Origin of the sequence: Citrobacter sp. TBCP-5362, assembly GCF_005406305.1 — a bacterium.
Lineage (GTDB): Bacteria > Pseudomonadota > Gammaproteobacteria > Enterobacterales > Enterobacteriaceae > Citrobacter_B > Citrobacter_B koseri.
This window is the reverse complement of sequence record NZ_CP040234.1, coordinates 1844386-1869048: the sequence shown is the minus strand read 5'-3', so window position 1 is coordinate 1869048 and position 24663 is coordinate 1844386. Positions and strand designations below refer to the sequence as shown.

At 51.8% G+C, this 24663-nt stretch carries 28 protein-coding genes and 3 tRNA genes; 7 read left to right on the top strand and 24 right to left on the bottom strand.

Translation table 11 applies throughout. The features are described from left to right. Position 1 precedes the first annotated feature (1 nt). The 4 genes from motB to flhD all read right to left on the bottom strand — a co-directional run bounded on the left by motB (position 2) and on the right by flhD (position 2871). Positions 2–928, bottom strand: a complete 927-nt coding sequence (gene motB, locus FD428_RS09035) for a flagellar motor protein MotB (protein WP_012131957.1) — start codon at positions 926–928, stop codon at positions 2–4. Next, positions 925–1815, bottom strand: coding sequence for a flagellar motor stator protein MotA (motA, locus tag FD428_RS09030; RefSeq protein WP_049010960.1), 891 nt, complete (start codon positions 1813–1815; stop codon positions 925–927). The genes motB and motA overlap by 4 nt, the downstream gene beginning before the upstream one ends. A 124-nt stretch (positions 1816–1939) precedes the next feature. Further along, positions 1940–2518 (bottom strand): flagellar transcriptional regulator FlhC, encoded by a 579-nt coding sequence (flhC, locus tag FD428_RS09025; RefSeq protein ID WP_024130246.1) that lies wholly within the window; start codon positions 2516–2518, stop codon positions 1940–1942. Between the two features lie 2 nt (positions 2519–2520). Further along, positions 2521–2871: a flagellar transcriptional regulator FlhD gene (gene flhD, locus FD428_RS09020; protein ID WP_024130245.1), complete on the bottom strand. Its 351-nt coding sequence runs from the start codon at positions 2869–2871 to the stop codon at positions 2521–2523. Between the two features lie 793 nt (positions 2872–3664). On the opposite strand from flhD, the gene uspC reads away from it, so the two are divergent. Then, the gene (uspC, locus tag FD428_RS09010; RefSeq protein ID WP_012131952.1) at positions 3665–4093 is read left to right on the top strand and encodes a universal stress protein UspC; all 429 of its coding nucleotides are present in this window, start codon (positions 3665–3667) and stop codon (positions 4091–4093) included. A gap of 6 nt (positions 4094–4099) precedes the next feature. Here the strand turns inward: uspC and otsA are convergent, their stop codons facing one another. From otsA to FD428_RS08980, 6 genes are all read right to left on the bottom strand, one after another. Then, positions 4100–5521 (bottom strand): alpha,alpha-trehalose-phosphate synthase, encoded by a 1422-nt coding sequence (otsA, locus tag FD428_RS09005; protein ID WP_114847783.1) that lies wholly within the window; start codon positions 5519–5521, stop codon positions 4100–4102. Then, positions 5496–6299 carry a trehalose-phosphatase gene (gene otsB, locus FD428_RS09000; protein ID WP_058669454.1) on the bottom strand — a complete coding sequence of 268 codons (804 nt, stop codon included), beginning with the start codon at positions 6297–6299 and terminating at the stop codon, positions 5496–5498. The genes otsA and otsB overlap by 26 nt, the downstream gene beginning before the upstream one ends. Positions 6300–6464: 165 nt before the next feature. After that, positions 6465–7451: an arabinose ABC transporter permease AraH gene (gene araH, locus FD428_RS08995; protein WP_024130242.1), complete on the bottom strand. Its 987-nt coding sequence runs from the start codon at positions 7449–7451 to the stop codon at positions 6465–6467. 15 nt (positions 7452–7466) lie between these two features. Beyond that, positions 7467–8981: an arabinose ABC transporter ATP-binding protein AraG gene (gene araG, locus FD428_RS08990; protein ID WP_024130241.1), complete on the bottom strand. Its 1515-nt coding sequence runs from the start codon at positions 8979–8981 to the stop codon at positions 7467–7469. A 114-nt stretch (positions 8982–9095) separates the two neighbouring features. Further along, on the bottom strand, positions 9096–10085 hold the full coding sequence (gene araF / locus FD428_RS08985) for an arabinose ABC transporter substrate-binding protein AraF (RefSeq protein ID WP_112001987.1): 990 nt from the start codon (positions 10083–10085) through the stop codon (positions 9096–9098). 318 nt (positions 10086–10403) lie between these two features. Continuing rightward, entirely contained in the window at positions 10404–10961 is a 558-nt protein-coding gene (locus FD428_RS08980; RefSeq protein ID WP_047463114.1) for a DJ-1 family glyoxalase III, read from the bottom strand. Between the two features lie 486 nt (positions 10962–11447). On the opposite strand from FD428_RS08980, the gene FD428_RS08975 reads away from it, so the two are divergent. Continuing rightward, positions 11448–11951: a non-heme ferritin-like protein gene (locus FD428_RS08975; protein WP_012131943.1), complete on the top strand. Its 504-nt coding sequence runs from the start codon at positions 11448–11450 to the stop codon at positions 11949–11951. 62 nt (positions 11952–12013) lie between these two features. On the opposite strand, the gene yecJ is transcribed toward FD428_RS08975, so the two are convergent. Together yecJ and FD428_RS08965 are read right to left on the bottom strand one after the other, a co-directional pair. After that, positions 12014–12265 (bottom strand): DUF2766 family protein YecJ, encoded by a 252-nt coding sequence (yecJ, locus tag FD428_RS08970; RefSeq protein WP_012131942.1) that lies wholly within the window; start codon positions 12263–12265, stop codon positions 12014–12016. 111 nt (positions 12266–12376) lie between these two features. Further along, positions 12377–13015: an RpiB/LacA/LacB family sugar-phosphate isomerase gene (locus FD428_RS08965; RefSeq protein WP_114847782.1), complete on the bottom strand. Its 639-nt coding sequence runs from the start codon at positions 13013–13015 to the stop codon at positions 12377–12379. A gap of 259 nt (positions 13016–13274) precedes the next feature. On the opposite strand from FD428_RS08965, the gene FD428_RS08960 reads away from it, so the two are divergent. Then, positions 13275–13610 carry a YecR-like lipofamily protein gene (locus FD428_RS08960; RefSeq protein WP_012131940.1) on the top strand — a complete coding sequence of 112 codons (336 nt, stop codon included), beginning with the start codon at positions 13275–13277 and terminating at the stop codon, positions 13608–13610. A gap of 194 nt (positions 13611–13804) precedes the next feature. Beyond that, positions 13805–14302, top strand: coding sequence for a non-heme ferritin (gene ftnA / locus FD428_RS08955; protein WP_012131939.1), 498 nt, complete (start codon positions 13805–13807; stop codon positions 14300–14302). A 33-nt stretch (positions 14303–14335) separates the two neighbouring features. Here ftnA and FD428_RS08950 read toward each other — a convergent pair whose 3' ends face one another. Next, a complete protein-coding gene (locus FD428_RS08950) occupies positions 14336–14575 on the bottom strand; it encodes a YecH family metal-binding protein (protein ID WP_114847781.1) in 240 nt (79 codons plus the stop codon). Positions 14576–14803: 228 nt separating this feature from the next. Here FD428_RS08950 and tyrP point away from each other — a divergent pair, with 228 nt between their 5' ends. Beyond that, positions 14804–16015 carry a tyrosine transporter TyrP gene (tyrP, locus tag FD428_RS08945; RefSeq protein WP_024130240.1) on the top strand — a complete coding sequence of 404 codons (1212 nt, stop codon included), beginning with the start codon at positions 14804–14806 and terminating at the stop codon, positions 16013–16015. A gap of 32 nt (positions 16016–16047) precedes the next feature. Here the strand turns inward: tyrP and FD428_RS08940 are convergent, their stop codons facing one another. The 7 genes from FD428_RS08940 to uvrY form a co-directional block, all read right to left on the bottom strand. Then, positions 16048–16713, bottom strand: a complete 666-nt coding sequence (locus FD428_RS08940) for a YecA family protein (protein WP_047463105.1) — start codon at positions 16711–16713, stop codon at positions 16048–16050. Positions 16714–16897: 184 nt separating this feature from the next. After that, a tRNA-Leu gene (locus FD428_RS08935) sits at positions 16898–16984 on the bottom strand. A 12-nt stretch (positions 16985–16996) separates the two neighbouring features. Next, positions 16997–17070: transfer RNA gene (locus FD428_RS08930), tRNA-Cys, on the bottom strand. Positions 17071–17122: 52 nt separating this feature from the next. Next, positions 17123–17198 (bottom strand) — tRNA-Gly (locus tag FD428_RS08925). Between the two features lie 151 nt (positions 17199–17349). Then, on the bottom strand, positions 17350–17898 hold the full coding sequence (gene pgsA / locus FD428_RS08920; protein ID WP_012131934.1) for a CDP-diacylglycerol--glycerol-3-phosphate 3-phosphatidyltransferase: 549 nt from the start codon (positions 17896–17898) through the stop codon (positions 17350–17352). Positions 17899–17954: 56 nt separating this feature from the next. Beyond that, positions 17955–19787: an excinuclease ABC subunit UvrC gene (gene uvrC, locus FD428_RS08915; protein ID WP_012131933.1), complete on the bottom strand. Its 1833-nt coding sequence runs from the start codon at positions 19785–19787 to the stop codon at positions 17955–17957. Then, positions 19787–20440, bottom strand: a complete 654-nt coding sequence (gene uvrY, locus FD428_RS08910; RefSeq protein ID WP_110494116.1) for a UvrY/SirA/GacA family response regulator transcription factor — start codon at positions 20438–20440, stop codon at positions 19787–19789. The genes uvrC and uvrY overlap by 1 nt, the downstream gene beginning before the upstream one ends. A 299-nt stretch (positions 20441–20739) precedes the next feature. Between uvrY and FD428_RS21830 the strand changes: the two genes are divergently transcribed. Both FD428_RS21830 and FD428_RS08905 read left to right on the top strand, forming a co-directional pair. Further along, complete coding sequence (locus FD428_RS21830) at positions 20740–20907, top strand: hypothetical protein (RefSeq protein ID WP_223849103.1); 168 nt, start codon at positions 20740–20742, stop codon at positions 20905–20907. Then, positions 20904–21128 carry a DUF2594 family protein gene (locus FD428_RS08905; protein ID WP_012131931.1) on the top strand — a complete coding sequence of 75 codons (225 nt, stop codon included), beginning with the start codon at positions 20904–20906 and terminating at the stop codon, positions 21126–21128. Before FD428_RS21830 ends, FD428_RS08905 begins: the two co-directional genes overlap by 4 nt. A 66-nt stretch (positions 21129–21194) precedes the next feature. On the opposite strand, the gene sdiA is transcribed toward FD428_RS08905, so the two are convergent. The 4 genes from sdiA to dcyD all read right to left on the bottom strand — a co-directional run bounded on the left by sdiA (position 21195) and on the right by dcyD (position 24576). Next, positions 21195–21917: a transcriptional regulator SdiA gene (sdiA, locus tag FD428_RS08900; RefSeq protein WP_012131930.1), complete on the bottom strand. Its 723-nt coding sequence runs from the start codon at positions 21915–21917 to the stop codon at positions 21195–21197. Positions 21918–22150: 233 nt separating this feature from the next. Further along, positions 22151–22903, bottom strand: a complete 753-nt coding sequence (tcyN, locus tag FD428_RS08895; protein WP_047463102.1) for an L-cystine ABC transporter ATP-binding protein TcyN — start codon at positions 22901–22903, stop codon at positions 22151–22153. Continuing rightward, positions 22900–23568 carry a cystine ABC transporter permease gene (gene tcyL, locus FD428_RS08890; protein ID WP_012131928.1) on the bottom strand — a complete coding sequence of 223 codons (669 nt, stop codon included), beginning with the start codon at positions 23566–23568 and terminating at the stop codon, positions 22900–22902. The genes tcyN and tcyL overlap by 4 nt, the downstream gene beginning before the upstream one ends. 21 nt (positions 23569–23589) lie before the next feature. Beyond that, positions 23590–24576, bottom strand: a complete 987-nt coding sequence (gene dcyD / locus FD428_RS08885; RefSeq protein ID WP_114848767.1) for a D-cysteine desulfhydrase — start codon at positions 24574–24576, stop codon at positions 23590–23592. Positions 24577–24663: the final 87 nt, after the last annotated feature.

Here is a 24663-nt window from a genome sequence, read left to right as displayed (position 1 = left end):
ATCACCTCGGATTGGCTGGTGGCGATGTGGGAACGCTTACCGGCGGGAGTGCCGCTGGCTGTTGTAAGACACTTACCGGCTCATTCTGGCTTTCAGCGTTTTCATGCAAAATGGCCTCTTCTGCCTGCTTGTTCAACACCAGCAGACTTATACGGCGGTTGATGGCGTCATCAGGACCGCGATCGCTCAGACGCATCGTGGCGGCCATGCCTACCACCCGTAATACTTTTCCATCATCCAGACCGCCAACCACCAGTTCGCGACGCGAAGCATTGGCGCGGTCGGCCGACAATTCCCAGTTGCTGTATCCCCGTTCGCCGCTGGCGTACGGGAAATCATCCGTATGACCGGAAAGGCTGATGCGGTTAGGAATACCGTTCAACACCGGCGCAATACCACGCAGAATGTCACGCATGTAAGGTTCAACCTCCGCGCTGCCCGTCTTAAACATCGGGCGATTCTGGCTGTCGATAATCTGAATGCGCAGCCCTTCCTGAACCAGGTCAATCTTCAGGTGCGGCCGCAATGCGCGCAGTTTGGGATCGGACTCAATCAGCTGATCCAGGTCGCCGCGCAATTTGCTCAGACGGCTCTGCTCCATACGCTTTTTCAGTTCATCAATATTGGGTTGCTTGTTCACTTCACCCTGCTGCTGGGTGTAGTCCTCGCCGCCGCCAGGGATCGGACTTTCACTGTTCGCGATGCGATGTCCGCCCGTTATCGCTGTCGCCAGCGGCGTACGGAAATATTCGGCAATTTGAATCAATTCTTTAGGACTGGAGATAGAAATCAGCCACATGACGAGGAAAAAAGCCATCATCGCCGTCATAAAGTCGGCGTAAGCAATTTTCCAGGAGCCATGCGCCCCGCCGTGACCCTTATGTTTTCGCCGTTTTACGACGATAATTGGATGGGGCTGATTCTTCATGCTTCCTCGGTCGTCGTCTGCTGCTGGTTCGGGTTTCTCACTGCGCGTACGTGCTCTTCCAGTTCAATGAACGAAGGACGTTCGCTGGAATACAATGTTTTACGACCAAATTCGACGGCGATCGGCGGCGCATAACCGTTCAGGTTAGAAAGCAGTGTGATTTTTACGCACTGCATCATTTTGGTGGTTTCAGCGCTCTTTTGACGCAGCACGCTGGCGAGTGGCGAGATAAACCCATAGGCCAATAAAATCCCGAGGAATGTCCCCACCATCGCATGGGCGATCAGCGCCCCCAGTTCAGCCGCCGGACGATCGGCGGAAGCCAGCGCATGGACAACCCCCATGACCGCCGCAACGATACCAAATGCCGGTAATGAATCGCCCATCAGCGCCAGGCTGTTGGCAGGAACTTCCGCCTCGCTTTCGTGGGTTTCAATTTCCTCATCCATCAGCGCCTCAATTTCAAAGGTATTCATGTTGCCGCTGATGATCAGGCGCAGATAATCGACGATAAAATCAAGCATGATCGCGTCGGCCAGAATACGCGGATAGCTGGCAAAAATTTCACTCTCTTTCGGGTTTTCAATGTCACGTTCCAGCGAAAACATCCCCTGCTGGCGCGATTTGGCCATCAGGCGATAGAGCAACGCCAGCAAATCCATGTACATCGCTTTTGTGTATTTCGAACGACGAAACAGTAACGGGATCGCCTTTAACGTCCCTTTGATCGCTTTGCCGTTGTTACCGACAATGAATGCCCCGATCCCCGCACCACCGATGATGACGAATTCAGCCGGTTGATAGAGTGCTCCAAGGTGTCCGCCGGTCATCATGTAACCACCGAAAACTGTACCGAGAACTACCAGGTAACCTAATAAGATAAGCACGACATCATCCTTCCGCTGTTGACTAAAACAGGATGTACAGTCGGGCGAATAACACGTCGGCAAGGCAAAAAAAAGCAGCGGTAATCACTTACCGCTGCTGGAGTGTTTGTCCACACCGTATCGGTTAAACAGCCTGTTCGATCTGTTCATCCAGCAGTTGTGGAATAATATCGGCAGCATTTTGGGAAAGTTTACGTCTTTTTACTGCGCGGGACGGCGGCTGGCACAAACTACAGGCAAAACTCCCCGCAGGCTGATGCGCATGGGTAATAAAATTCCCGCCACAGCAATTACAGGTCGATAATTCAAGCAGCCCGCTTTCCACGAAACGCACCAGCGTCCATGCGCGTGTTAACGCCAACAATGGCCCGTCTTCCGCCTGCGGGCACTGTTCCAGATACAGACGGTACGCTTTAATGACCGCATCCACGCCGCTGCACAGACCGGTTTTGAGTAAGAACTGCCAGGCGTTGCAAAACATGGAGGCATGAATATTTTGCTCCCATGTCATAAACCAGTCCGTTGAAAAAGGAAGCATACCTTTTGGCGGAGGACTGCCGCGTAACTCTTTGTATAATTTGATGAGGCGACCACGACTTAACTGCGTTTCGCTTTCCAGCATTTGCAAACGGGCGCCCAAAGAGATCAATTCCATCGCTAACTGGATATCGCGAGCTTCCTGAACAATGCTTTTTTCACTCATCATCAAGCCCTTTTCTTACGCGCCGCATCATCGGCCTGATTCACATCGTGTAACAGGCGTGTTGAAAGCATGATACCGGTATGAATTTGCTGAAGATCGTCAACGCGAGAATCCTGGGTCAGCTGGGTAACTGTCTGGTGGTTGTCAAAACGGAAATGACATACCAACTGGTTTGTTTCGGCCAGTTTAACCATTTGTGGAAGAGTCAGAGTACCCAACGTGTTCGCCATCTCTTCACTGATACCAAGGCGGAACATCGCGGATGCTTTGTCCTGAACGATCAGACGCTGTGCAAGGAGTAAATATGACAGATTGATGTCATAAATGTGTTTCAGCAACTCGGATGTATGCATTGTTCCCATCCAGAATAACCAACTTTATTTTTATGCGGTGTAACCGCACCCCGTGATGTCGCCGGGAATCCCCGGTAAAAAAAGCAAAAAGGTCAAATGCATAGCCACGCCCAGGCACCGATGCATACAGTAAAACCCCCCTTAATGGGGTGTCAGGTTTTTACACGTTTACATGATTTATTACAAAATGCCTAAGATTTTTCCTAATTCGACGCAACTCTACTCGTCAGCACGAACACATACAACGGAGCCGGGCTGCGAATTTGAGAAATATGTGATCCAGATCACATAAATCATCCAAATACTTAACATAAATCCATCAGTTGAACTTTTATTTTGATTATTTTTTAGCCTTTCGTTCAGTTTTTCTATTCCAGATACACGAATATGTGCGTAAATAATCACTCATGCGTTATGTTTAGCACCGTTAAAATAACATCTGAAAATATCCCCCTTCCTGAATATTCCTGTCGGGGACGTAAAATAATTTAATCGTTTCTAAACAACCACTTAAATATTAAGCAGGGTTAACCAATAGACGGTATCTATGATGCATAACAAGTTAATTTTTGTTACATCGTAATTAACATTTTGTTTTCATAATTGGTCGATTTAAGTTAAAGCGCGTAATAACGTTTACAATGTGCGTTATGCCACTATTCCATTTATAAGAATAATTAATGAATTATTATGATAACCTTCACACTATCGTCACAGGAAAACATTGCAGAATTCGACTAAACAGAGTAAAGCTGAAGAAGAAACCTCATATTCTTGCAATAAGGAGCGAGTTATGAGCTATACGCATATTCTTGTCGCCGTCGCCGTTACCCCCGAAAGTCAGCAGCTGTTAGCGAAAGCTGTCTCCATTGCTCGTCCCGTCAATGCCCGCATTAGCCTGATTACCCTCGCCTCTGATCCCGAGCTGTATAATCAATTCGCCGCCCCCATGCTGGAAGATTTGCGGGAGGTGATGCATGAAGAGACGCAGGATTTTCTCGACAAACTGAGTGCGAAGGCAGACTACCCGATTGAACAAACATTCATTACTTACGGGGAGTTAAGCGCGCATATTCTGGATGTGTGTCGTAAGCAGCAGGTGGATTTGGTCATTTGCGGCAATCATAATCACAGCTTCTTTTCGCGAGCGTCCTGCTCAGCGAAAAGTGTCGTTAGCGCCAGTGAAGTTGATGTATTGCTGGTCCCGCTTGCCGGTGATTAGCGGGCGTCAGGCAAGCTTTGGGAAGGTGGCGACCTTATTGCGATGCAGCGTTTCAGCGCTACGTGGCGCGACATCCTTTAGGTCGCGAATAAACCGTTGCTGCCAGTGATTAATATCATTTTTAATAATCGTCTCAAGCATTTCCGCGTGGCGTGAAATGCGTTCGGCAAGCGGCATGGTCAACGCGCGGTGGAGCGCCACGGCCACATCGTCCCGATCATAAGGGTTAACAATGAGCGCGGACGTCAACTCATTTGCCGCACCGGCAAACTGCGACAAAACGAGAACGCCGGGATTTGCCGGGTCCTGCGCGGCGACAAACTCTTTCGCGACCAGATTCATGCCATCCCGCAGCGGGGTCACTAACCCGACATCCGAGTAGCGGAACACCTTCATCAGCAACTTGCGATCAAAGTGCTGGTTAAGATAGTAGAGCGGCGTCCAGCCAAGCTGTCCATATTTACCGTTGATACGCCCTGCTTCCGTCTCCAGTTGGTGACGGATATCCTGATAAGCCTGCACTTCACCGCGCGAGGTCGGCGCTATCTGCGTGTAGCGAATTTTCCCGTGGTGCTGGGGGTATTTCTCCAGCAGCGCTTCATACGCCTGGAAACGCTCCGGTAATCCTTTGGAGTAATCCAGACGCTCAACGGAAAAAATGTTTTGCACATTTTTCAGCTCCGCTTTTAGCTGCGCCAGTTTCGGCGGTAACGGCCCGGAAGCCTGTTGTGCGATCTCGTCAGGTTCAATGCCAATAGGATAGACCTCAGTGCGGAAGGATTTCCCCCATGCCGAATGGCTCTTACTGCCGCGCGTGGTTACTCTGGTCTGGCTTGACAGACTGTCCAGAAACGCCAGGCGGTCGTTTTCCGTCTGGAATCCCAGTAAGTCAAAATCACACAGTTGTTCCAGCAGCGTATCGTGCGGCGGCAAGGCATTGAAAATTTCCGGCGTCGGGAAAGGGATATGCAAGAAAAAGCCTATGCGATTATTCACGCCCCGCTTGCGCAATTCACTGGCAAACGGCAATAAATGATAGTCATGAACCCAGATAATATCGTCATCTTTCAGTAAGGGCAGCAGCTTATCCGCCAGCAGCGCATTCACCCGTGAATACCCTTCCCACGCGGGGCGCTGGAACTGCACCAGATCGAGTCGATAATGGAAGGCAGGCCATAAGACCGCATTCGAAAACTGGCAATAATATTCCTCGTAGTCCTGCTCGCTCAGATTAAAAGACGCCCAGGTCATATTGCCTCGTGTGACCTTTTTTAACGGCTTATCCTCGTTGCCCGTCTCGCCACTCCAGCCGAACCACAATCCGCCCGCCGCTTTCAACGCGCCCAGTACGCCAACTGCCAGGCCACCCGCGCCGCCTTTATTATCCGGGGGAGCAATTCGATTAGATACTACGACTAAACGACTCATAGCCATCTCTCCTGTCATTCATTAATTTTTTTTCTTGTTGTGGATTGTTAATTTCTTCCAGCCAGCGCCAGACCTCAGGAACGCCTGCCAGACGTCCTGTTGCCCGGGTCGCCCCGGCACCCACTTTGACTGAAATCCCTCCCAAATTATTGACGACGTCAAAGCCCGCCTCATCCGTCAAGTCATCGCCCACAAAGACAGGGATACGCCCTGCAAATGGCGCTTCTTGCATGAACGCGGCAATGGCCTCCCCTTTGTTCGCGCCTTTCGGTTTAATCTCCACCACGCATTTACCCGGCTGAAGCGCAAGCTGCGGCCATTTCTGCGTAATGTGCTGCGCCAGCGCCAGCAACGTCGCCTCATGCTGCGGCGCCTGCCGGTAATGCAGCGCAAAGGCCATGCCTTTCGCTTCCAGTTCCGCCCCTGGAAGATTTCCCAGCGCGGCGTGCAGCTGCGCGCTGACATCGCGTGCTATCGCCTGCGGAAGGCGCACGATATGGGTATTACCATTGATGTCACGGCGTTCCGCCCCATGCACCCCGGCAAGGGGAAAGCAAAAGGGGGCTGAGAGCGCATCAAGCTCAGCCATTGAGCGCCCTGAAATCAATGCCAGCGCCCCTGCGTTATGCGTCGAGAGGCGGTGTAACAGCTGGAGAATATTGTGCGGCACCACCACCTGATCCGGGTGTGGTTTAATCTCCGCCAGCGTCCCATCAAGATCGAAAAAATAAGCATAGTTTGCGGACAGTTCGGGGGATACGGTTAACGGTTCTGCCACCCTGTTCTCCTCCTTAATCATCGTTTTTGAGGCGCGCGGATCGGCCCCATTAGCCATGTAAGTATAGACAGTGTGACGCTGCTCGCCATTTAGAAAGACAATAGCCAGCCGGGGTAGCGGCTGGCTATCGGGAGGAGCTAAACTGAATAGTTACGGTTTATTTCATTAAACGGTGCGCTTCGCCTTTTGTTTGTAACGGTCGAAGATTACCGCTGCCAGCAGGATTAAGCCGCGCACGACGTACTGTGCAAAGGGGGAAATGTTCAGCAGGTTCATGGCGTTTTCCACCGTCCCCAGGATCAACACCCCCGCGACCACATATGAGATTTTTCCGATGCCGCCCTTGAGGGAGACACCGCCTAATACGCAGGCTGAAATCACAATCAGTTCATAACCAATGGAGGTCATTGGCTGGCCGCTGGTCATGCGCGATGCCAGGATAATCCCCGCCGCCGCCGATACCAGCCCGGAGAGAACGAAGATAATGATCTTCGTGCGTACTACCGGCACCCCGGCCAGACGCGCCGCTTCTTCATTCCCGCCAATCGCCAGCGTATTGCGGCCAAACGTGGTTTTATTCAGCAATAAACCAAAGATAACCAGGCACCCTACCGTTAACCAGATCGGCGCAGGCAGCCCAAACCAGTTGGCATACCCGAGGGTGAAGAAGCGCTCATCTTCAATCCCTACCGCTTTACCGTCAGAGATGATATAGGCCAGACCACGGACAATCTGCATCGTGGCGAGCGTGGTAATCAGGGCGTTGATCTTTAAACGCGCGATAACAAAACCGTTCACCAGTCCGCAGAGTATGCCCAGCAGCAGCCCGGCCGCCACGCCAATCCACAGGCTTTCGGTCATATTGATGACCACGGCGGTGGTGACGCCAGCACAGGCAATCACCGAGGCGACGGAGAGGTCAAAATCGCCGGACGCCAGACAAAACAGCATCCCACACGCCACCATACCCGACATCGAAATCGCCAGCCCCAGCCCCTTCATGTTGATGAACGTGGCAAAGTTAGGCACAAAGATCGCACACGCCAGGAACAGGACGGCGAACACCACCAGCATGCCGTATTGATCCCAGATACGCCCGAAGCTAAACGGCGACTTAGGTGCGCCAGAACCGGATGTAGTTACAGAAGACATCTTACTCTCCTTTACTCAGGCGACAGCCTGGCTGACTTTAGGCATAGCAAGGCTCAGGGCCTGCCGTTCATCCGCCTGTTCGTGAAGTAATTCACCGGCGATCTCACCTTCACGCATCACCACAATACGGTCGGCAACACCAAGAACTTCCGGCAGATCGCTGGAGGCAAACAGCACGGCCACACCGCGCGCCGCCAGCGCGTAAATAACGTTGTAGATCTCGTGTTTTGCGCCGACATCGATACCGCGCGTCGGCTCATCAAGCAAAATGACCTTCATCTCTTCCGATAACCAGCGTCCCAGAATCGCCTTCTGTTGATTCCCCCCGGAGAGATTCATAATGAGTTGCTCAGCACCTGGCGTTTTTATATTGAGGGAGCGAATATGGTGTTCGGCATTGCTCTCTTCCCAACCGTTATTGATCAGGCACCCGCCCAGCACATGCTTACGTCGGGCGCTGATGTTGATATTGTCGCGAACCGAATGCACAGGAATGATCCCCTCCGCTTTGCGATCTTCCGGGCACAGCATCATGCCTGCCGCAATCGCGTGCGCCGGTTTGCGGATATCAATGGGCTGCTCATCAATGAACACCTGCCCTCCGGTGATGCGCGTTCCGCCGAACAGCCCTTTCATTAATTCACTGCGCCCGGCGCCAACCAGACCAAACAGGCCGACAATTTCGCCGCTGCGCACGGATAAGCTGACAGGCGCGCGAACGCCCGGCGCTTTCACCTCTTGCAGCCGCAGCCGCTCTGCGCCACAGGCGCGAGGCTGCCAGCCGTAGATATCGCCGAGATCGCGCCCAACCATCGCCTGAACCAGCGCGTCATGGTTAACCTGCTGCATATCGGTAAACGTTTTAACGTAGCGGCCATCTTTAAACACGGTAATGGCATCGCTCAGTGCAAAGATCTCTTCCATACGGTGCGACACATACAGAATGACGCGCCCTTCTTTGCGCAGTTCGCGAATTACCCGGAACAGGTTCTCGATCTCCCTGGCGGAGAGCGAGCTGGTCGGTTCATCGAAAGCGATAATTTTGGCGTTACGCGCTAACGCTTTCGCAATCTCCACCATTTGCCACTGGCCAATCGAGAGGTATTTCAGCGGGGTATCCGGGGAGATATCCATCCCCAGATGTTGTAACTGAAGGCCGGCTTCGTAGTTGAGCAGCGTCCGGTTAACAATCCCCCCCTTATGCGGGAGCTGGCCGAGGTAGATATTCTCCGCAACGGTCATTTCCGGCACGAGGTGCAGTTCCTGATAAATAATGGCGACACCGGCATTCAGTGCAGCCGTGGTGTCGGCAAAGGTCATCTCTTGCCCACGGATCGCCAGCGATCCCGTGGTTGGCGCATAGTTGCCGCTGAGAATTTTTAAGAGTGTGGACTTCCCGGCGCCATTTTCGCCCATCAGCGCATGCACCTGACCGGCATAACAGTCAAAACTGATATCCGTCAGCGCCTTAACGCCAGGGAACGTTTTCCCGATGCCGCGAAATGAGAGATATGGGGTGGGCTGTTGCATAACGTCTCCGTGAGTCAGGATTTTGCCGGATGACGGCGTTGCCTTATCCGGCCTACTGAATACGCAATTCGCAGGCCGGATAAACCGTTTTCGCGTCGCCATCCGGCATTTGTGTTACTTGCCGCCTAAACCTTTTTTCGCCAGTTCTTCTTTGAAGTTGTCACGGGTGATCAGCACCACGTCGGTCACTTCAGTGAATTTTGGCGGTTCCGCATCTTTGGTTACCCAGTTGTAGAGCATTTCACTGGATTTATAGCCGTGTACGTCCGGGCTGGGCAGCAACGAGCCGTAGAATCCTGTCGCCTGCGCTTTTGACAGTTCGCTGATCGCATCCACACCGTTAATGCCGATGCCGATAACGTCCGCCGCCTTAAAGCCCTGACCTTCGGTGGCGCGCACGCCGCCCAGCACGGTGTTGTCATTCATGCCGACAATCAGCCAGTGTTTCACTTCAGGGTGTTGAACCAGCATAGAGTTAGCGGCATCGAATGCGCCGGGAATATCATTCGATTTCGTTGGAACCTGATAGATCTGTTTTTCCGGGAAGCCCGCAGCTTTCAGCGCGTCCATCGAGCCGGATGTGCGGCGACGCGCGGTATCCAGTTCATTAGCGGTAATCGCCATCACCGCCGTTTCCTTCACATCCCAGCCGCGGTTTTGCATCTCCTTATACAGCTCCTGCCCCTGGCGCTCGCCAATTTTCGTGGCCGCCATCATCACCAGCGGTACGGTGTCCATTGGCTTACCTTTCGCGTTGACGAACTGATCGTCCACAGCGATTACCTTCATGTCATACCCACGCGCTTTTGCAACGATCGCTGAACCCAGTTTCGGGTCCGGGGTACAAATAACGAAGCCTTTTGCCCCACTCGCCGCCAGGCTGTCGATGGCGTTCAGGGTTTTCTCACCGTCCGGCACCGCAATTTTAATGACCTCAAAACCCAGATCTTTCCCGGCTTTATCGGCAAATTTCCATTCTGTCTGGAACCAGGGTTCCTCCGGTTGTTTCACCAGAAAACCGAGCTTCATGGTTTCAGCGATAGCGGATTGTGACATAACGGCAGCCAGACCGATGGCTGCCAGCGCTTTAGTAAATTTGTGCATGGTTAACTCCAGCTTTAGCGTTCTTTTATGTAGGGTAAAATCGAACGATTTTTTGTAATTTAGCCGTAAAACAAGGTATTACCTTAAAAGCCAAGGATTGATACCCGTGCTGGTGTTAGTTGTAGCGGGAAATTGATTCTCCATAGGAGAGCGGCATCACACCGCAGAATTACAGTAATTGCGTACATAAATTCAGCGGAAAATGACATAAAAAAAGAAGGTTTTGTCAGACAAATAAAAAATAGGTAGCAGATTAGTCCATAACATCAGCCAGCAAATCCTTGTCCCCGAATGCAGGCGCATCCGGGGAAATATGCTTTACCAGGCATAGTAAATATGATCGGCATGATCGCGAACAGAAGCGTCATCCCCTGACAGACGAGCAGCCAGCGTCAGCGCAAAATCAAAAATATGCCCTAACCCTTTGCCGCTCAAGAGATTGCCATCTTCCACGACCGGCGCATCAACATATTCACCGTCAGTCACATTTTCCCATAGGTCGCCAGAGCAGACGTAACGGCGCCCTTTCAGCAGACCATTGCCCCCCAGCACACGCGCTGCGGCGGAGCAGACCGGACAGATCAGTTTACCCGCAGCGTCATGGCGGGAAACGAAGTCGATCACCTGCGCGCTGGCGGCCAGATTAGCGCTCCCCTGCGGGCCGCCGGGCAAGACGATGGCGTCATACAACGTGTCCAGACGCCCGGCGAGGGTGTTGTCCGCAACCATTGGAATATCGTGATAACTCACTACCGCGCGAGATTCCGCGCAGGCCAGCGTTTCAACATCAATATTCAGGCGACGCAGAATATCAATAGTGACCACGGCTTCTGCTTCTTCGAATCCTGGCGCCAGCAGGACAGCGACCTTTTTCATTTACGACTCCTCGCTTTACTCGTGTTAATCACACCGAAATGACAAATTGTTCATTCGGTTATATTTAAAAAATGGGCAAAAATGATCTGGCGCAAAAAACGTTGTCGATAATTTCGGCCAGAACTGTTTCGCCCGCTAATTATTCGATCCTAACACGCCGGTGTATTTTCTTTTGTGATATGAAACATCATTTCAAAAATAAATATCAAATTAAAATCACGTAAAATCAATCATGTATATCAACATCCGTTATATTCTTACATTCGCCGTCAGCGATATACCTTCAGCAAACTGTAAAAAAATATAAACATTGGGATTTAAGGATTTTCTTATAGCCGTACTGGCGCTATGCTTATTTTCGATCGGCAACGGAATCAGCTTTTTGATCACATAAAGGACCGGCAGAACGGATTTATTCTGCTAACAGTATTCATTGCGCATACATGAGTAACGCGCATCACCCTTTCTGGAAATAAGGATATTGATATGGCGACAGCTGGAATGGTTCATAAGCTCAACACCCAAATGAACCTTGAGTTTTACGCATCTAACCTCTATCTCCACCTGAGCGACTGGTGTTTTGACCACAGTCTGACCGGTACGGCGACTTTTCTTCGTACCCAGGCGCAGGGAAACGTGACCCAGATGATGCGCATGTTCAATTTTATGAAGAACGCAGGCGCCAACCCCATCGTGAGAGCCATTGATGTTCCCGGCGAAGAGTTAACCTGTCTTGAAGAGTTATTTCAAAAAACGCTGGATGAGTATCAGCAACGCGCCAGCACGCTCTCACGCTTAACCGACGAAGCCAAAGCAATGAATGACGCGCCAACGCTCAACTTTCTCCACGACCTGGAAAAAGATCAGCAGCAGGATGGCGTTCTGTTACAGACGATTCTCGATGAAGTTCGCAGCGCAAAACGCGCGGGATTGTGTATGGTGCAAACGGACAAACACTTACTCAACGTCGTCAACTATCAACACCACTAACCGCTATATTGCCACGACGTTACGCCTCCCGTACCGGGAGGCTGTTACACAGTCGCTTTACTTTAGTGCGCTTCGTCCTGCGGCGTGAATTTCAGCTCAATCAACGCAATCGCCTTTTGAATGGCCCGCATAGTAACCGGGTCCGCTGCGGCAGGGTGGCTGGTAAAATCGATGTTTTTCAACTGGCTGGACATCTTTTCCCGAACTTCAACCGGGGCAATAACGTCAATAACATCCAGAATCTGTTTGATAACTAACTGGCAGGCAACAACGTCAGAGACCAGTTCCTGATCGGCGTTCAGTGGTTGGGACATAGTAAGCTCCTTATAGAAAGGCCGCCATAGTACCCATTCAGGAGAAGAAACGGTAGCAAAGCAAACGCGGTAAGCCGGATAAACGCCGCGTTATCCGGCTTACATGACACATTAACCGAGAATGCCGCGAACGAACGCTTCGATCTCTTTATCCTGGCAATTGTCAAAGAAACACTGCTGGAAACGTGGGCCAGAGACCGCCGTTTTCACCAGTTCAGGATCGATGGCGCGCAGCGTATCCAGATAGTTTTCTTTCACCACCGCCGCTTTCACCTGGTTCAGAATGCCCGCGTTACGTACCTGCGGTTCTTTACGTTCTGGTGGATACCCTTCCCCGTTACGGCCGGTGAATGCTTTTTCAAAGATGAAACGCACATTCAACTCCGCACCCCAGCCAAAGCCTTTTGCGAATGGCAGAGAAAGCGCATTACCGTTGTTAATCTGCGCAAACAGGAACGCATCCGCCGGGTCGATGCAGTAGCCGCACACCACGCCCGGATGAATATTCAGCGACATCAGCGCGCCCTGCCCGGTGCCGCAACCCGTCACAACAAAATCCACCGCTTTGGCGTTAAGCAGAATGCTGGCCATAATACCAAGGTGGATATAAGTCAGATGATGGTCGTTTTCATCGCTCATCCCGACGTTGAAAACAGGGAATCCCTTTTCATCCGCTACCGCTTTAAGCTCGCGATGAATGGTGGCATTTTTACCTGCCTGGCTGTTTTCCATCATCAGTGCAATTTTCATTCTGTCTTCTCCTGAATGCGTCGCGGGAAATCCCGCCGTGAGTCGTTGACGTATACGTCACATTACTATCTCGCAAACATACTTTCAAATTTAGTGAAAAATGGTTTTAAAAAATTAAGATGTGCTCACACTTTTCCCGTATCGCACAAAGAGCCGGTGTCGTTGGGATTAATCATGGGCAATTCTTAAGCTATTCAGGCCATTGAATGTCTACTGTTCAAGATAGGATGTGCTGTCACCGGATTCTCAGAGCGATATTATGAAAACCTTTATCCTTGGCCTCTCACTCATAGCCCTGACGGGATGTACCCTCACCAAACAAGCGCAGGTCAGTGAAACCAACCCGACAAGCGGGATTGTCCGCCTCAGTTATAACCAGGCGATGATGCAAACGGCGCGCGCGGATGATTATGTTGCGCACGGTACGGCGACACGCGAATGTCAGCAGATGGGATACGCCAACGCCATCGCATTCGGTCAGCCAGTGTCAACCTGTAGCGTTTATGCCGGTTCGCTGTGCATGAACACCAGAATCACGCTGTCTTATCAGTGTCAGGGCGTAGCCATCCAGCCAATATCCGTTGGCGGGTATTAATATCTTTAGCCAGCATGACGCTGCTGGCTTTAATTATTCTCATTGCATATTTTTATATTTAATAGCGTTAATGCGTTTTATTCCCATTCGCATTTTTAATAATTAAATTTATTATTTTACCTTTTGCAAATAATTAAATAACAAATTATAGTGACGCCACATCAACGTATAATGATTCTTTGTGGAGCGGAACCATGCTGAAAACAGAAATGATCGACAAACTGAATGAGCAAATGAACCTTGAATTATATTCTTCTCTGCTCTACCAACAGATGAGCGCATGGTGCAGCTACCATAGCTTTGAAGGGGCGGCAGCGTTCCTGCGTCGTCACGCGCAGGAAGAGATGACGCATATGCAGCGCCTGTTCGATTATCTGACCGATACCGGTAGCTTACCGTGCATCAATACGATCTCTTCGCCTGCTGCCGAATATGCTTCACTGGATGAACTGTTCCGCGCCACCTACGAACACGAACAATTAATTACGCAGAAAATTAATGAACTGGCGCATGCCGCGATGACCAACCAGGATTATCCGACATTCAACTTCCTGCAATGGTATGTCGCTGAACAGCATGAAGAAGAGAAGTTATTTAAATCTATTATTGATAAATTAACGCTGGCAGGGAAAAGCGGTGAAGGTCTGTACTTCATCGATAAAGAACTGTCTACGCTTGATACCCAAAACTAAAATTAAACGGTGAGGCTCCCTCACCGTTTACGCTCAATGACGGCAGATCTTGCTTTCGTGCGTAGAGAAGCCGTCATCCTTCGCAATAAACTTCCCCTTCGCCGCCAGAAACGCCACCAGCTCCGCCGCCGTCATATCAGCAGCCGAACAGGTATGAAAACGCGCCTGTTCACCAAAACGCGCCGTAATCGCCGCTTCCAGGCTGGTATTCGAATACTGCTCGCCTGACTCAATCATCATATTCAGCACTTCGTGGCCGTGAATAGAATCCATACATCCTCCTCAATAAAGCCTGTAGCCTACCGGGAGCCGGTGAATAGCGCTTTGCGCTAACGCAGGTTTACATGCACAGCCGATGCAATCGTGGTGGCGCACGCCTTCATGCCAATTTTCGTAAACAATGGTATACACATGTTGTAACGGTCATTTGACGAAAATAATGTTATGCCTTACCCTGCGCCGCAGATATAACCGTTGATTATCTCTGGGACAGAGGAAAGCGTGAAAAATAGAACTCTGGGTAGTGTTTTTATCGTGGCGGGCACCACTATCGGCGCCGGTATGCTGGCGATGCCGTTGGCCGCCGCTGGCGTTGGTTTCAGCGTCACACTGGCGTTATTGATTGGGTTATGGGCATTGATGTGCTACACCGCGCTGTTGCTCCTGGAAGTATATCAGCACGTTCCGGCAGATACCGGGTTAGGAACGTTGGCAAAACGCTACCTCGGACGTTATGGGCAATGGATCACCGGCTTTAGCATGATGTTTCTGATGTATGCGCTCACAGCGGCCTATATCAGCGGGGCCGGCGAACTGCTGGCCTCAAGCATCAGCGACTGGACGGGCGCCGATATGTCTCCGGCGATGGGCGTTTTGCTGTTCACCGTGGTTGCCGGTGGCGTCGTGTGCGTCGGAACCTCGCTGGTCGATCTGTTCAACCGCTTTCTCTTCAGCGCCAAAATTATCTTCCTGATCGCCATGCTGGCGCTGCTGATGCCGCATATTCATAAAGTAAATCTGCTTACGCTGCCGCTGCAACAGGGTCTGGCATTATCAGCAATTCCGGTCATTTTTACGTCGTTCGGTTTTCACGGCAGCGTACCCAGCATCGTCAGCTATATGAACGGTAATATTCGCAAACTGCGATGGGTATTTATCACCGGTAGCGCAATCCCGCTGGTGGCATACATTTTCTGGCAGCTTGCCACGCTCGGCAGTATCAACTCCTCTACCTTTATGGGCTTGCTGGCCGATCATGCCGGGTTAAATGGCCTGTTGCAGGCCTTGCGTGAGGTGGTTGCCTCGCCGCACGTTGAACTGGCGGTACATCTGTTTGCCGACCTGGCGCTGGCGACATCGTTTTTGGGTGTGGCACTGGGATTGTTTGATTATCTGGCAGATCTGTTCCAGCGACGCAACACCGTCGCCGGGCGTCTGCAAACCGGCGCAATTACCTTCCTGCCGCCACTGGCGTTCGCACTCTTTTACCCGCGCGGCTTTGTGATGGCGCTGGGATACGCTGGCGTCGCGCTGGCGGTACTGGCGTTGCTGATCCCTTCCCTGCTCGCGTGGCAAAGCAGGAAGCATAATCCGCAGGCAACGTATCGCGTCGCGGGCGGCGTTCCGGCATTAGCCCTCGTCTTTACCTGTGGGATAGTGGTGATCGGCGTACAGTTCTGTATCGCCGCCGGCCTGCTACCTGAAGTGGGATAAAACAAAAGGGGCGTTAAGCCCCTTTTTTGTGTTTAGTGCAGACAGCACTGTTTATATTTTTTACCGCTGCCGCAGGGGCAAGGATCGTTGCGCCCCACCTTTACTTCCGCTCTTACCGGCACCTGCACCGGCGCTTCCTGCGGGTGCGCCATCCAGTATGCGTGTAAATCCAGGGCCGCCAGACGAATCGCGTTAACGCTCTCTTCAAACGCCTCTGGTGACATTTTTTCAACCACGGCGAAGTTCTCTTCCGTACCGTGCAGCGCAATGGCTTTCAGCGCGGGTTGTAGCGTATCCGGTAAGGTGGACCAGTCAGAGAGCGCGACCCCGCGCATATAGCCAAAGCACCACTCTTCCACGATGGTCAGCTCATGACCTTCGACTTCACGCAGACCGAACAGCGGTTCAAACTGTTCCGGGAACTCATTAAGCCTGTCTGCCGTATCCGCCATATGCTGAAACGCCAGTTCCATAAAACGCGTCATCTCCTTTTCAGAGGACCAGCGCGGAACATACTGCGCCCCACCCCATACCGCGACCAGCCATTGCTCTGGCTCAATCTCATACGGCGAACTGAGTACAGCCGTCAGTAAACCATCCAACTCTGACACATCCAGAATCGCGTGATCGGTATTGTACTTTGTCAGTACATCATCCAGCCATTCCAGCTCGCTTTCGTTTAACGGTCCTGTTTTCATAACGCTTTTCCTCAGTGAAATACTCTCGCCCGCAATTATCTTACATGGCTGACGAAGTAAGGGATACTTATTGGGGAAGGAATGGCAGACAAGATCATCAGCGAGCAGATGACAGACACAAAAAAACCACCCGGAGGTGGTTTTACGACACTGCTTATTGCTTTGATTATTCTTGTCTTTCCCATGGTACCCGGAGTGGGACTTGAACCCACACAGCGCGAACGCCGAGGGATTTTAAATCCCTTGTGTCTACCGATTCCACCATCCGGGCTCGGGAAGAAAGTGGAGGCGCGTTCCGGAGTCGAACCGGACTAGACGGATTTGCAATCCGCTACATAACCGCTTTGCTAACGCGCCATATTCTTCAGGCTTTTCAGCCAGACACCCGCTATTGCCGATGTCTTTAAACTGGAGCGGGAAACGAGACTCGAACTCGCGACCCCGACCTTGGCAAGGTCGTGCTCTACCAACTGAGCTATTCCCGCATCATCAAGTAACTTTGTTAATCACTTGATTTTGTTATCGTCTGGCAACCTGCGCCGCCGTTCGATGCGTTGCATTCTACTTACCTGACGCAACGAGTCAACGATATTTTTCGCCACCCACGATCGTTTGCTGAAATTTGCGGCGAAACGATCACTGATCAAGCAAATCCCCGCGTGCAGCGCTCAAATACTGGAACATAGACCACAGCGTCAGCACGGCAGCAACGAAGAAAAGCGCGATCCCGGCATATTCCACCCAAATGTTTGGACGCCACAGCAGCCACGCCAGCGCCGCCATTTGCGAGGTGGTTTTCACTTTGCCGATCCAGGAGACTGCCACGCTGCTGCGTTTGCCCAGCTCGGCCATCCATTCACGCAGCGCGGAAATAATAATTTCACGCGCAATCATGGTCGCGGCAGGCAGCGTCACCCACCAGCTGTGATAATGCTCCGTCACCAGCACCATGGCGATCGCCACCAGCACCTTATCCGCCACCGGGTCAAGGAACGCGCCAAAACGCGTACTCTGGTTCCAGCGACGCGCCAGAAAACCGTCGAACCAGTCGGTCACGGCGGCGATACAGAAGATTAGCGCGGTAACGAAGGGAGCCCATGTAAATGGCAGATAAAACACCAATACAAAGAATGGGATCAGAATGACGCGAAACAGCGTGAGCAACGTAGGGATATTAAATTGCATAGTGACGGGTAACTATCTGTTGTCAGAGAAATTACCCCTATGTTGCTACAGAGACCTCAATGTTTCAACGAGTAGAAGATCTTTTCTGCCAGACCTTGCGAAATACCCGGCACTTTTGCAATTTCCTCAACACTCGCGTTACGTAGTCCTTGCAAACCGCCCATATATTTCAACAGCATTTGTCGACGTTTTGGCCCGACGCCTTCGATAGTTTCCAGCGTGCTGGTGTTTTTCACCTTCGCCCGTTTTTTGCGGTGCCCGCTGATGGCGTGATCGTGCGATTCATCGCGGATATGCTGAATAACGTGCAGCGCAGGCGAATCCGGCGGCAGGCTAAAGCCCTCCCCTTCGGGTTCAAAGAACAACGTCTCCAGACCGGCTTTACGATCGGCGCCTTTAGCAACGCCCAACAATAAAGGATGATTTTTATCCCACGGCACATCCAGTTCTGCAAAAACGGCCTTCGCCTGACCAAGCTGGCCTTTACCGCCATCAATCAGAATAACGTCAGGAATCTTACTTTCTTCAATCGCCTTGCCATAGCGTCGGCGCAGAACCTGATTCATCGCCGCATAATCATCGCCCGGCGTAATTCCGGTAATGTTGTAGCGACGATACTCCGCACGCAGCGGCCCGTTAGCGTCAAAAACCACGCAGGAGGCCACCGTCTGTTCTCCCATCGTGTGGCTGATGTCAAAACACTCCATCCGCTTCACCGCAGGCAGCTTCAGTACGCTTGCCAGTGCGGTCAGACGCTGTGTGATCGTCGATTGCTGCGACAGTTTGCTGATCAGCGCCGTCGCGGCATTGGTTCGCGCCAGCTTCAGGTAACGAGCGCGATCGCCACGCGGTTTGGTCTGCACATTAATGCGCCGCCCGGCCAGTTCGGACAAAGAGTCCGCCAGCAGCGTTTTATCGCTCAGGTTGAAATCCAGCAGGATCTCTCCTGGCAGCGTGCGCATCTGGCTGCCTTGCAGATAGAACTGGCCGACGAACGTTTCCACCACTTCGCCCAGTTCCGTCCCGTTCGGCACTTTCGGGAAATAGCTACGGCTGCCCAACACCTTGCCCTGGCGGATAAAAAGCACATGTACGCAGGCCATACCCGCATCGAACGCCACGCCGATAACGTCCAGATCGTCGCCGGTATTGGAGACAAACTGTTTCTCAGTAACGCGGCGCACAGCCTGAATTTGGTCGCGTATGCGCGCGGCCTCTTCAAATTCCAGATTCTGGCTGGCTTTTTCCATTCGGGCGATCAATTGGGTCAGAACCTGATCGTCTTTCCCGGATAAAAACAGCCGAACGTACTCCACCTGCTGCGCATACTCATCTTCACTCACCAGTCCTTCTACGCACGGTCCGAGGCAGCGGCCAATCTGATATTGCAGACAAGGACGCGAGCGGTTGCGGTAGACGCTGTTTTCGCACTGACGAATGGGAAAGACTTTTTGCAGCAGGGCCAGGGTTTCACGCACGGCATACCCGTTCGGGAACGGGCCAAAGTATTCACCTTTGGCATGTTTCGCCCCGCGATGCATTGCCAGGCGTGGATGGGTGTCACCGCTGAGAAAAATGAAAGGATAGGATTTATCATCGCGCAATAACACGTTATAGCGCGGTTGATACAATTTGATGTAGTTGTGTTCGAGCAATAGCGCTTCGGTCTCGGTATGCGTCACCGTGACATCAATTTGCTGAATTTGCGCAACCAATGCTTCGGTTTTTCGCGAAGCAAGGTTGCTGCGGAAATAGCTGGAAAGCCGTTTTTTCAGGTCTTTCGCTTTACCGACATAAATAACCGTACCACCGGCATCATACATACGATAAACGCCGGGTTGGCTGGTCACGGTTTTTAAAAATGCTTTCGCATCAAACAGAACACTCACTAGCTTGTTAACGTCTCCGCATTACACAGGCCGTGGCGAATTGCCAGGTGAGTCAACTCAACATCACCATGAATGTTTAGTTTACTGAACATTCTGTAGCGATAGCTGTTCACCGTTTTAGGACTGAGATTCAGTTGTTCTGAGATCTCATTAACCTTCTGGCCCCTGGTGATCATCAGCATAATCTGCAACTCGCGTTCAGACAAACTGGCAAAAGGCGTTTCTGTTTTCTCAGGCTCAATCTGGCTCAACGCCATCTGTTGAGCGATATCTGAAGCAATATAACGCTGCCCGGAAAAAACCGAACGAATCGCGCTAACCACTTCCTGAGGCGCAGCGCCTTTACTCAGATACCCTGCGGCTCCGGCCTGCATGACTTTTGCCGGTAACGGATTTTCCGTATGGATCGTCAGCATGATCACTTTAATATCAGCGCTTGAGCGGGCAATTTTGCGCGTCGCCTCAAGACCGCCGATTCCGGGCATGTTCATGTCCATCAGCACAACGTCGACGGTGTTCGCGCGGCACCACTTTACGGCGTCCTCGCCACAACAGGCTTCACCGACAACCTTTATGCCCTTTATATCTTCCAGAATGCGTCGTATCCCTGCGCGCACCAGTTCGTGGTCATCAACAAGAAGAACGTTGATCAAAGGAATATCTCCAGAATAGGGATAACGCTACTGATAGTTAATCGACCCTATATTAGCGGGTTTTATCTCAACTTTGAAACGTAAAAAACGTGGGGCATTCGATTTTGCTCTCGTTTTTGGAAATTAGATTGTACGCTTCGTGGAAACTCCCACAGCTAACGACCTTTTTTTACCCTCTATTTCTGCATAATAGTTTCAGAATAGTGACAAAAAATTCACTCACTTCCGTCGAAATGCTAAATAGGCAAGTAACTTTGTAACAATAATTAACGCGCGAAATACGCGAGGTAAACAAAAAAATGAGGAAAATATATGCCTCGCAAGGCGTTGTTTATTTTAATGGCGCTGGTTTGATTTGCGATCAAAAAACAACCACTGCTATTTTTGGCGCAGCTTATGGTATACTCCGCCGCCTTAACATTTGCCATCGCACTTTTTCACTGAAACATAACGAGGAAAATAAATGAGTACGCCTGATTTTTCCACTGCCGAGAATAATCAAGAACTGGCCAATGAAGTCACCTGCCTGAAAGCCATGTTGACCCTGATGCTACAGGCAATGGGGCAAGCCGACGCAGGGCGCGTGATTCTTAAGATGGAAAAACAGATCGCGCAGATTGAAGATGAAACGCAGGCCGCGGTATTTTCCAGCACTGTTAAGCAAATTAAACAAGCTTACCGCCAGTAACAGGAAACCGGCTGAGAGTGAAACTTTCAGCCGGTTTTGCGTCTGGCACGCAGAACATTCGTTTTTTCAGATCAGGCCCGTCGCGGCCGCATAGCAGGCAATCTGCGTTTTATTCGGCGCGTTAAACTTTTTCTGCATGTTTTTCTGATGAAAGTTAACGGTGTTCTCTGAGATGGACAGAATCATCGCAATCTCTGATGACGTCTTTCCTTCCGCCGTCCACTTCAGGATCTCTTTCTCTCGCTTACTGAAGCGCATTTCTGGCGTCATCACCATTTCATCCTCCAGCCGCGTCAGCGCCGACAGGCTCTCACGCACCAGCAGTTGCAACCGGAGTTCAATTTCATCATGTGCAAACGGCGCATGGCGGGCGCTCGCCCGGGAGACAGAGAGGAAGCCCAGCGCCCGATTCGGCAGCATCAGGCATTGCGTCGCCCCCCGGCGTAGACCGTGCGCGCGCGCCGCGTCCCATAGCGACTGCGCTTCGCTAAATAAGGCATCATTCCATGCCAGATGCCCCTGGCGGAAATTTTCCGGCTTTAATACCGGATCAATAGAGAAATAGTTTTCAGACTGATAATGCGCCACCCACGCTTGCGGGTACGTGGTGTGAACGGAGATTTTTGGCCGCGTAAACGGGACGGGATGGCGAACGCACAGCGCATAATAATCATATTCAAGCTGCTGTGTCTGATGTTGCAATTCAGTGTAGACATCTTCTGCCGTCGCCATTTCCTGAAAGCGTACCAGCATACTCCGTCGCCAGGTGAAGAAATCATTTTCCTGCATACTAAACGGTAACACCCCTGAGATTGATAATCATTATAATGTTTAAAACAAGCTAACACATAAATGAAGTTTATATGTAGAAAATATCGGTCAGATGGCGAATTACTTGAGGTGTGTTTCACCCGGCGGGAGAACACAAAGGGATTACGGCTATAATCAGGCGGGTATTATTGATATTTATTTAAATACACTCGCCCAAAACGGGATTATTTCAGGCGAGTGCGCGAAAACACTTATTGCATCAGGAACTTCTCAAGAAACTGACGCGTGCGTGGTTGCTGAGGATTGGCAAATAACGGTTTGGCCGCGCCCTGCTCCACAATGCGCCCCTGATCCATAAATATCACCCGGTCAGCCACGTCGCGCGCAAAGCTCATTTCATGCGTCACGATGACCATCGTGCGCTTTTCCTGCGCCAGCTGGCGTATCGTACTGAGCACCTCCCCCACCAGCTCAGGGTCGAGCGCGGAAGTCGGTTCATCAAACAAAATCACCTCCGGGCGCATCGCCAGCGCGCGGGCAATCGCCACACGCTGCTGCTGCCCGCCGGACAGACGACGCGGATAGCTGGTCTCTTTCCCGGCCAGTCCTACCTTCGCCAGCAGTTCCCGCGCTAATGCCGTTGCTTCGGCTTTGGGCTCGCCTTTCACAATCACCGGCCCTTCAATGATGTTCTCCAGCACGGTACGGTGCGGAAACAGATTAAAGTTCTGGAATACGAACCCCACATGCTGACGCAACTGGCGAATTAGCCCTTTTTGCTTGCTTAACGAGCTTGCGGTATCAATGGTAATGTCGCCCACTTTGATGGTGCCCGCCTCAGGCTGCTCCAGCAAATTAATGCTGCGCAGCAGCGTTGTTTTACCGGAACCGCTGGGGCCGATAATCGCCACCACCTCACCAGGTTTCACCTCCAGGTCGATGCCGTGCAACACCGTCTGACCGTGGAACTTTTTCACCAGGTTTTTAACTTCAATCGCACTCATTTTGGATCTCTCTCCTGGCGGTTAAGCTGCTCTTCAAAATAGTTTTGCAGCGCGGAAAGTACCGTCGCCATCACCCAGTAGATCAGCGATGCCGCCAGATACATGGTAAAGACTTCCAGCGTACGCGAGGTAATCAGCTGCGCCTGACGGAACAGTTCCGGCACCTGAATCGTCGCGGCCAGGGAGGTATCTTTCACCAGGCTGATGAAACTATTGCTCAGCGGCGGCAACGCCACGCGGGCGGCCTGCGGCAAAATCGCGCGACGCAGCGTTTGCCACGGCGTCATACCGATACTTGCCGCGGCTTCCCACTGACCTTTGTCGATAGAAGAGATCGCCGCACGCAGCGTTTCCGAAGTGTAGGCTGCGGTATTCAGCGACAGGCCAATCATCGCCGCCGGGATCGGGTCCAGCTCAATGCCAAACTGCGGCAGGCCGTAGTAGATCATAAAAAGCTGGGCAATCAGCGGCGTACCGCGAAAAATGGAGATATAAAAACGCGCCAGCCAGCGGACAGGCAGCAGGGGCGACATACGCATCAGCGCGAGAATGAAGCCCAGCAGCAGGCCGAAAAACATCCCGCCAATACTCAGCTGTAGCGTAAACACCGCACCTTTAAGCAGATACGGCAGCGAGTCAATCACCAGTTGGATACTTTCTTGCATGAGTGTTTTTCTACCCGGAAGTTACACGTGAGGATGGTAGGCAAACAGCGCTGGCGCCCCACCGGTATGAATAAAGAGAATCGGGCCTTCATCTTTGAAGCGCTTCTGGCTGATGCCATCGATCAGGCCCGCCATCGCTTTCCCCGTATAGACCGGGTCAAGCAGAATGCCTTCCAGGCGCGCCAGCAGCTTCACGGCCTCCATCCCCTCTTCATTCGGCGTTCCGTATCCCGGCGCGAAATAGTCGTCCCACAGCAGGATGTCCGCCGAGGCGGTCAGTTCCAGCTCTTTAGCAATCGCTTGTTGCAGCGTAACCACTTTGGGCTTCTGATCGATAACCTTGCGCGACACGGTCACGCCGATCAACTCAACATCTGGCATCAGTTGTTCCAGACCTACCGCCAGCCCGGCGTGCGTACCGGCGCTTCCCGACGCCAACACCACGGAGGACAGCTGTACCGCGCCCTCGCACTGCTGGGCGATTTCCAGCGCGCTCTCCACGTATCCCATTGCGCCTAATGGGCTGGAGCCGCCGACCGGAATCACATACGGCCTGAACCCCTGCGCCTCAATATGGGTCGCCAGTTCCTGTAGCTGGGCATCAGGATCGGTCAGCGCGTCGCACATCTCAATTTGCGTGTTAAAAAGATCCAGCAGCAGACGATTGCCGTTGGTCAGGTAGTTTTCCGCCGTCGTACCGATGGGATTTTCCAGTAACGCAACGCAGTGTAATCCCAGTTTTGCCGCTACCGCCGCCGTCTGGCGAACGTGGTTCGACTGGATGGCGCCCGCCGTAATCAGTGTATCCGCGCCTTCACGCAGCGCATCGGCAGCCAGAAATTCAAGCTTACGCAGTTTATTCCCGCCCATTGCCATCGGCGTTACGTCATCGCGTTTAATGAAAATGTCGCGACCCAGATAATCAGATAAACGCGGCAGGTATTCGAGTGGCGTTGGCGCGCCAATAAATTCCAGGCGTGGGAACCGCGTTAAATTATGCAGTGGCATAAAGCCTCCGGTATTCATTGTTGTGATGTTCTTTTTATTATGCACGTTCAAACGGATGAAATAAAAAAGGCGCCGTATTAAAGCGCC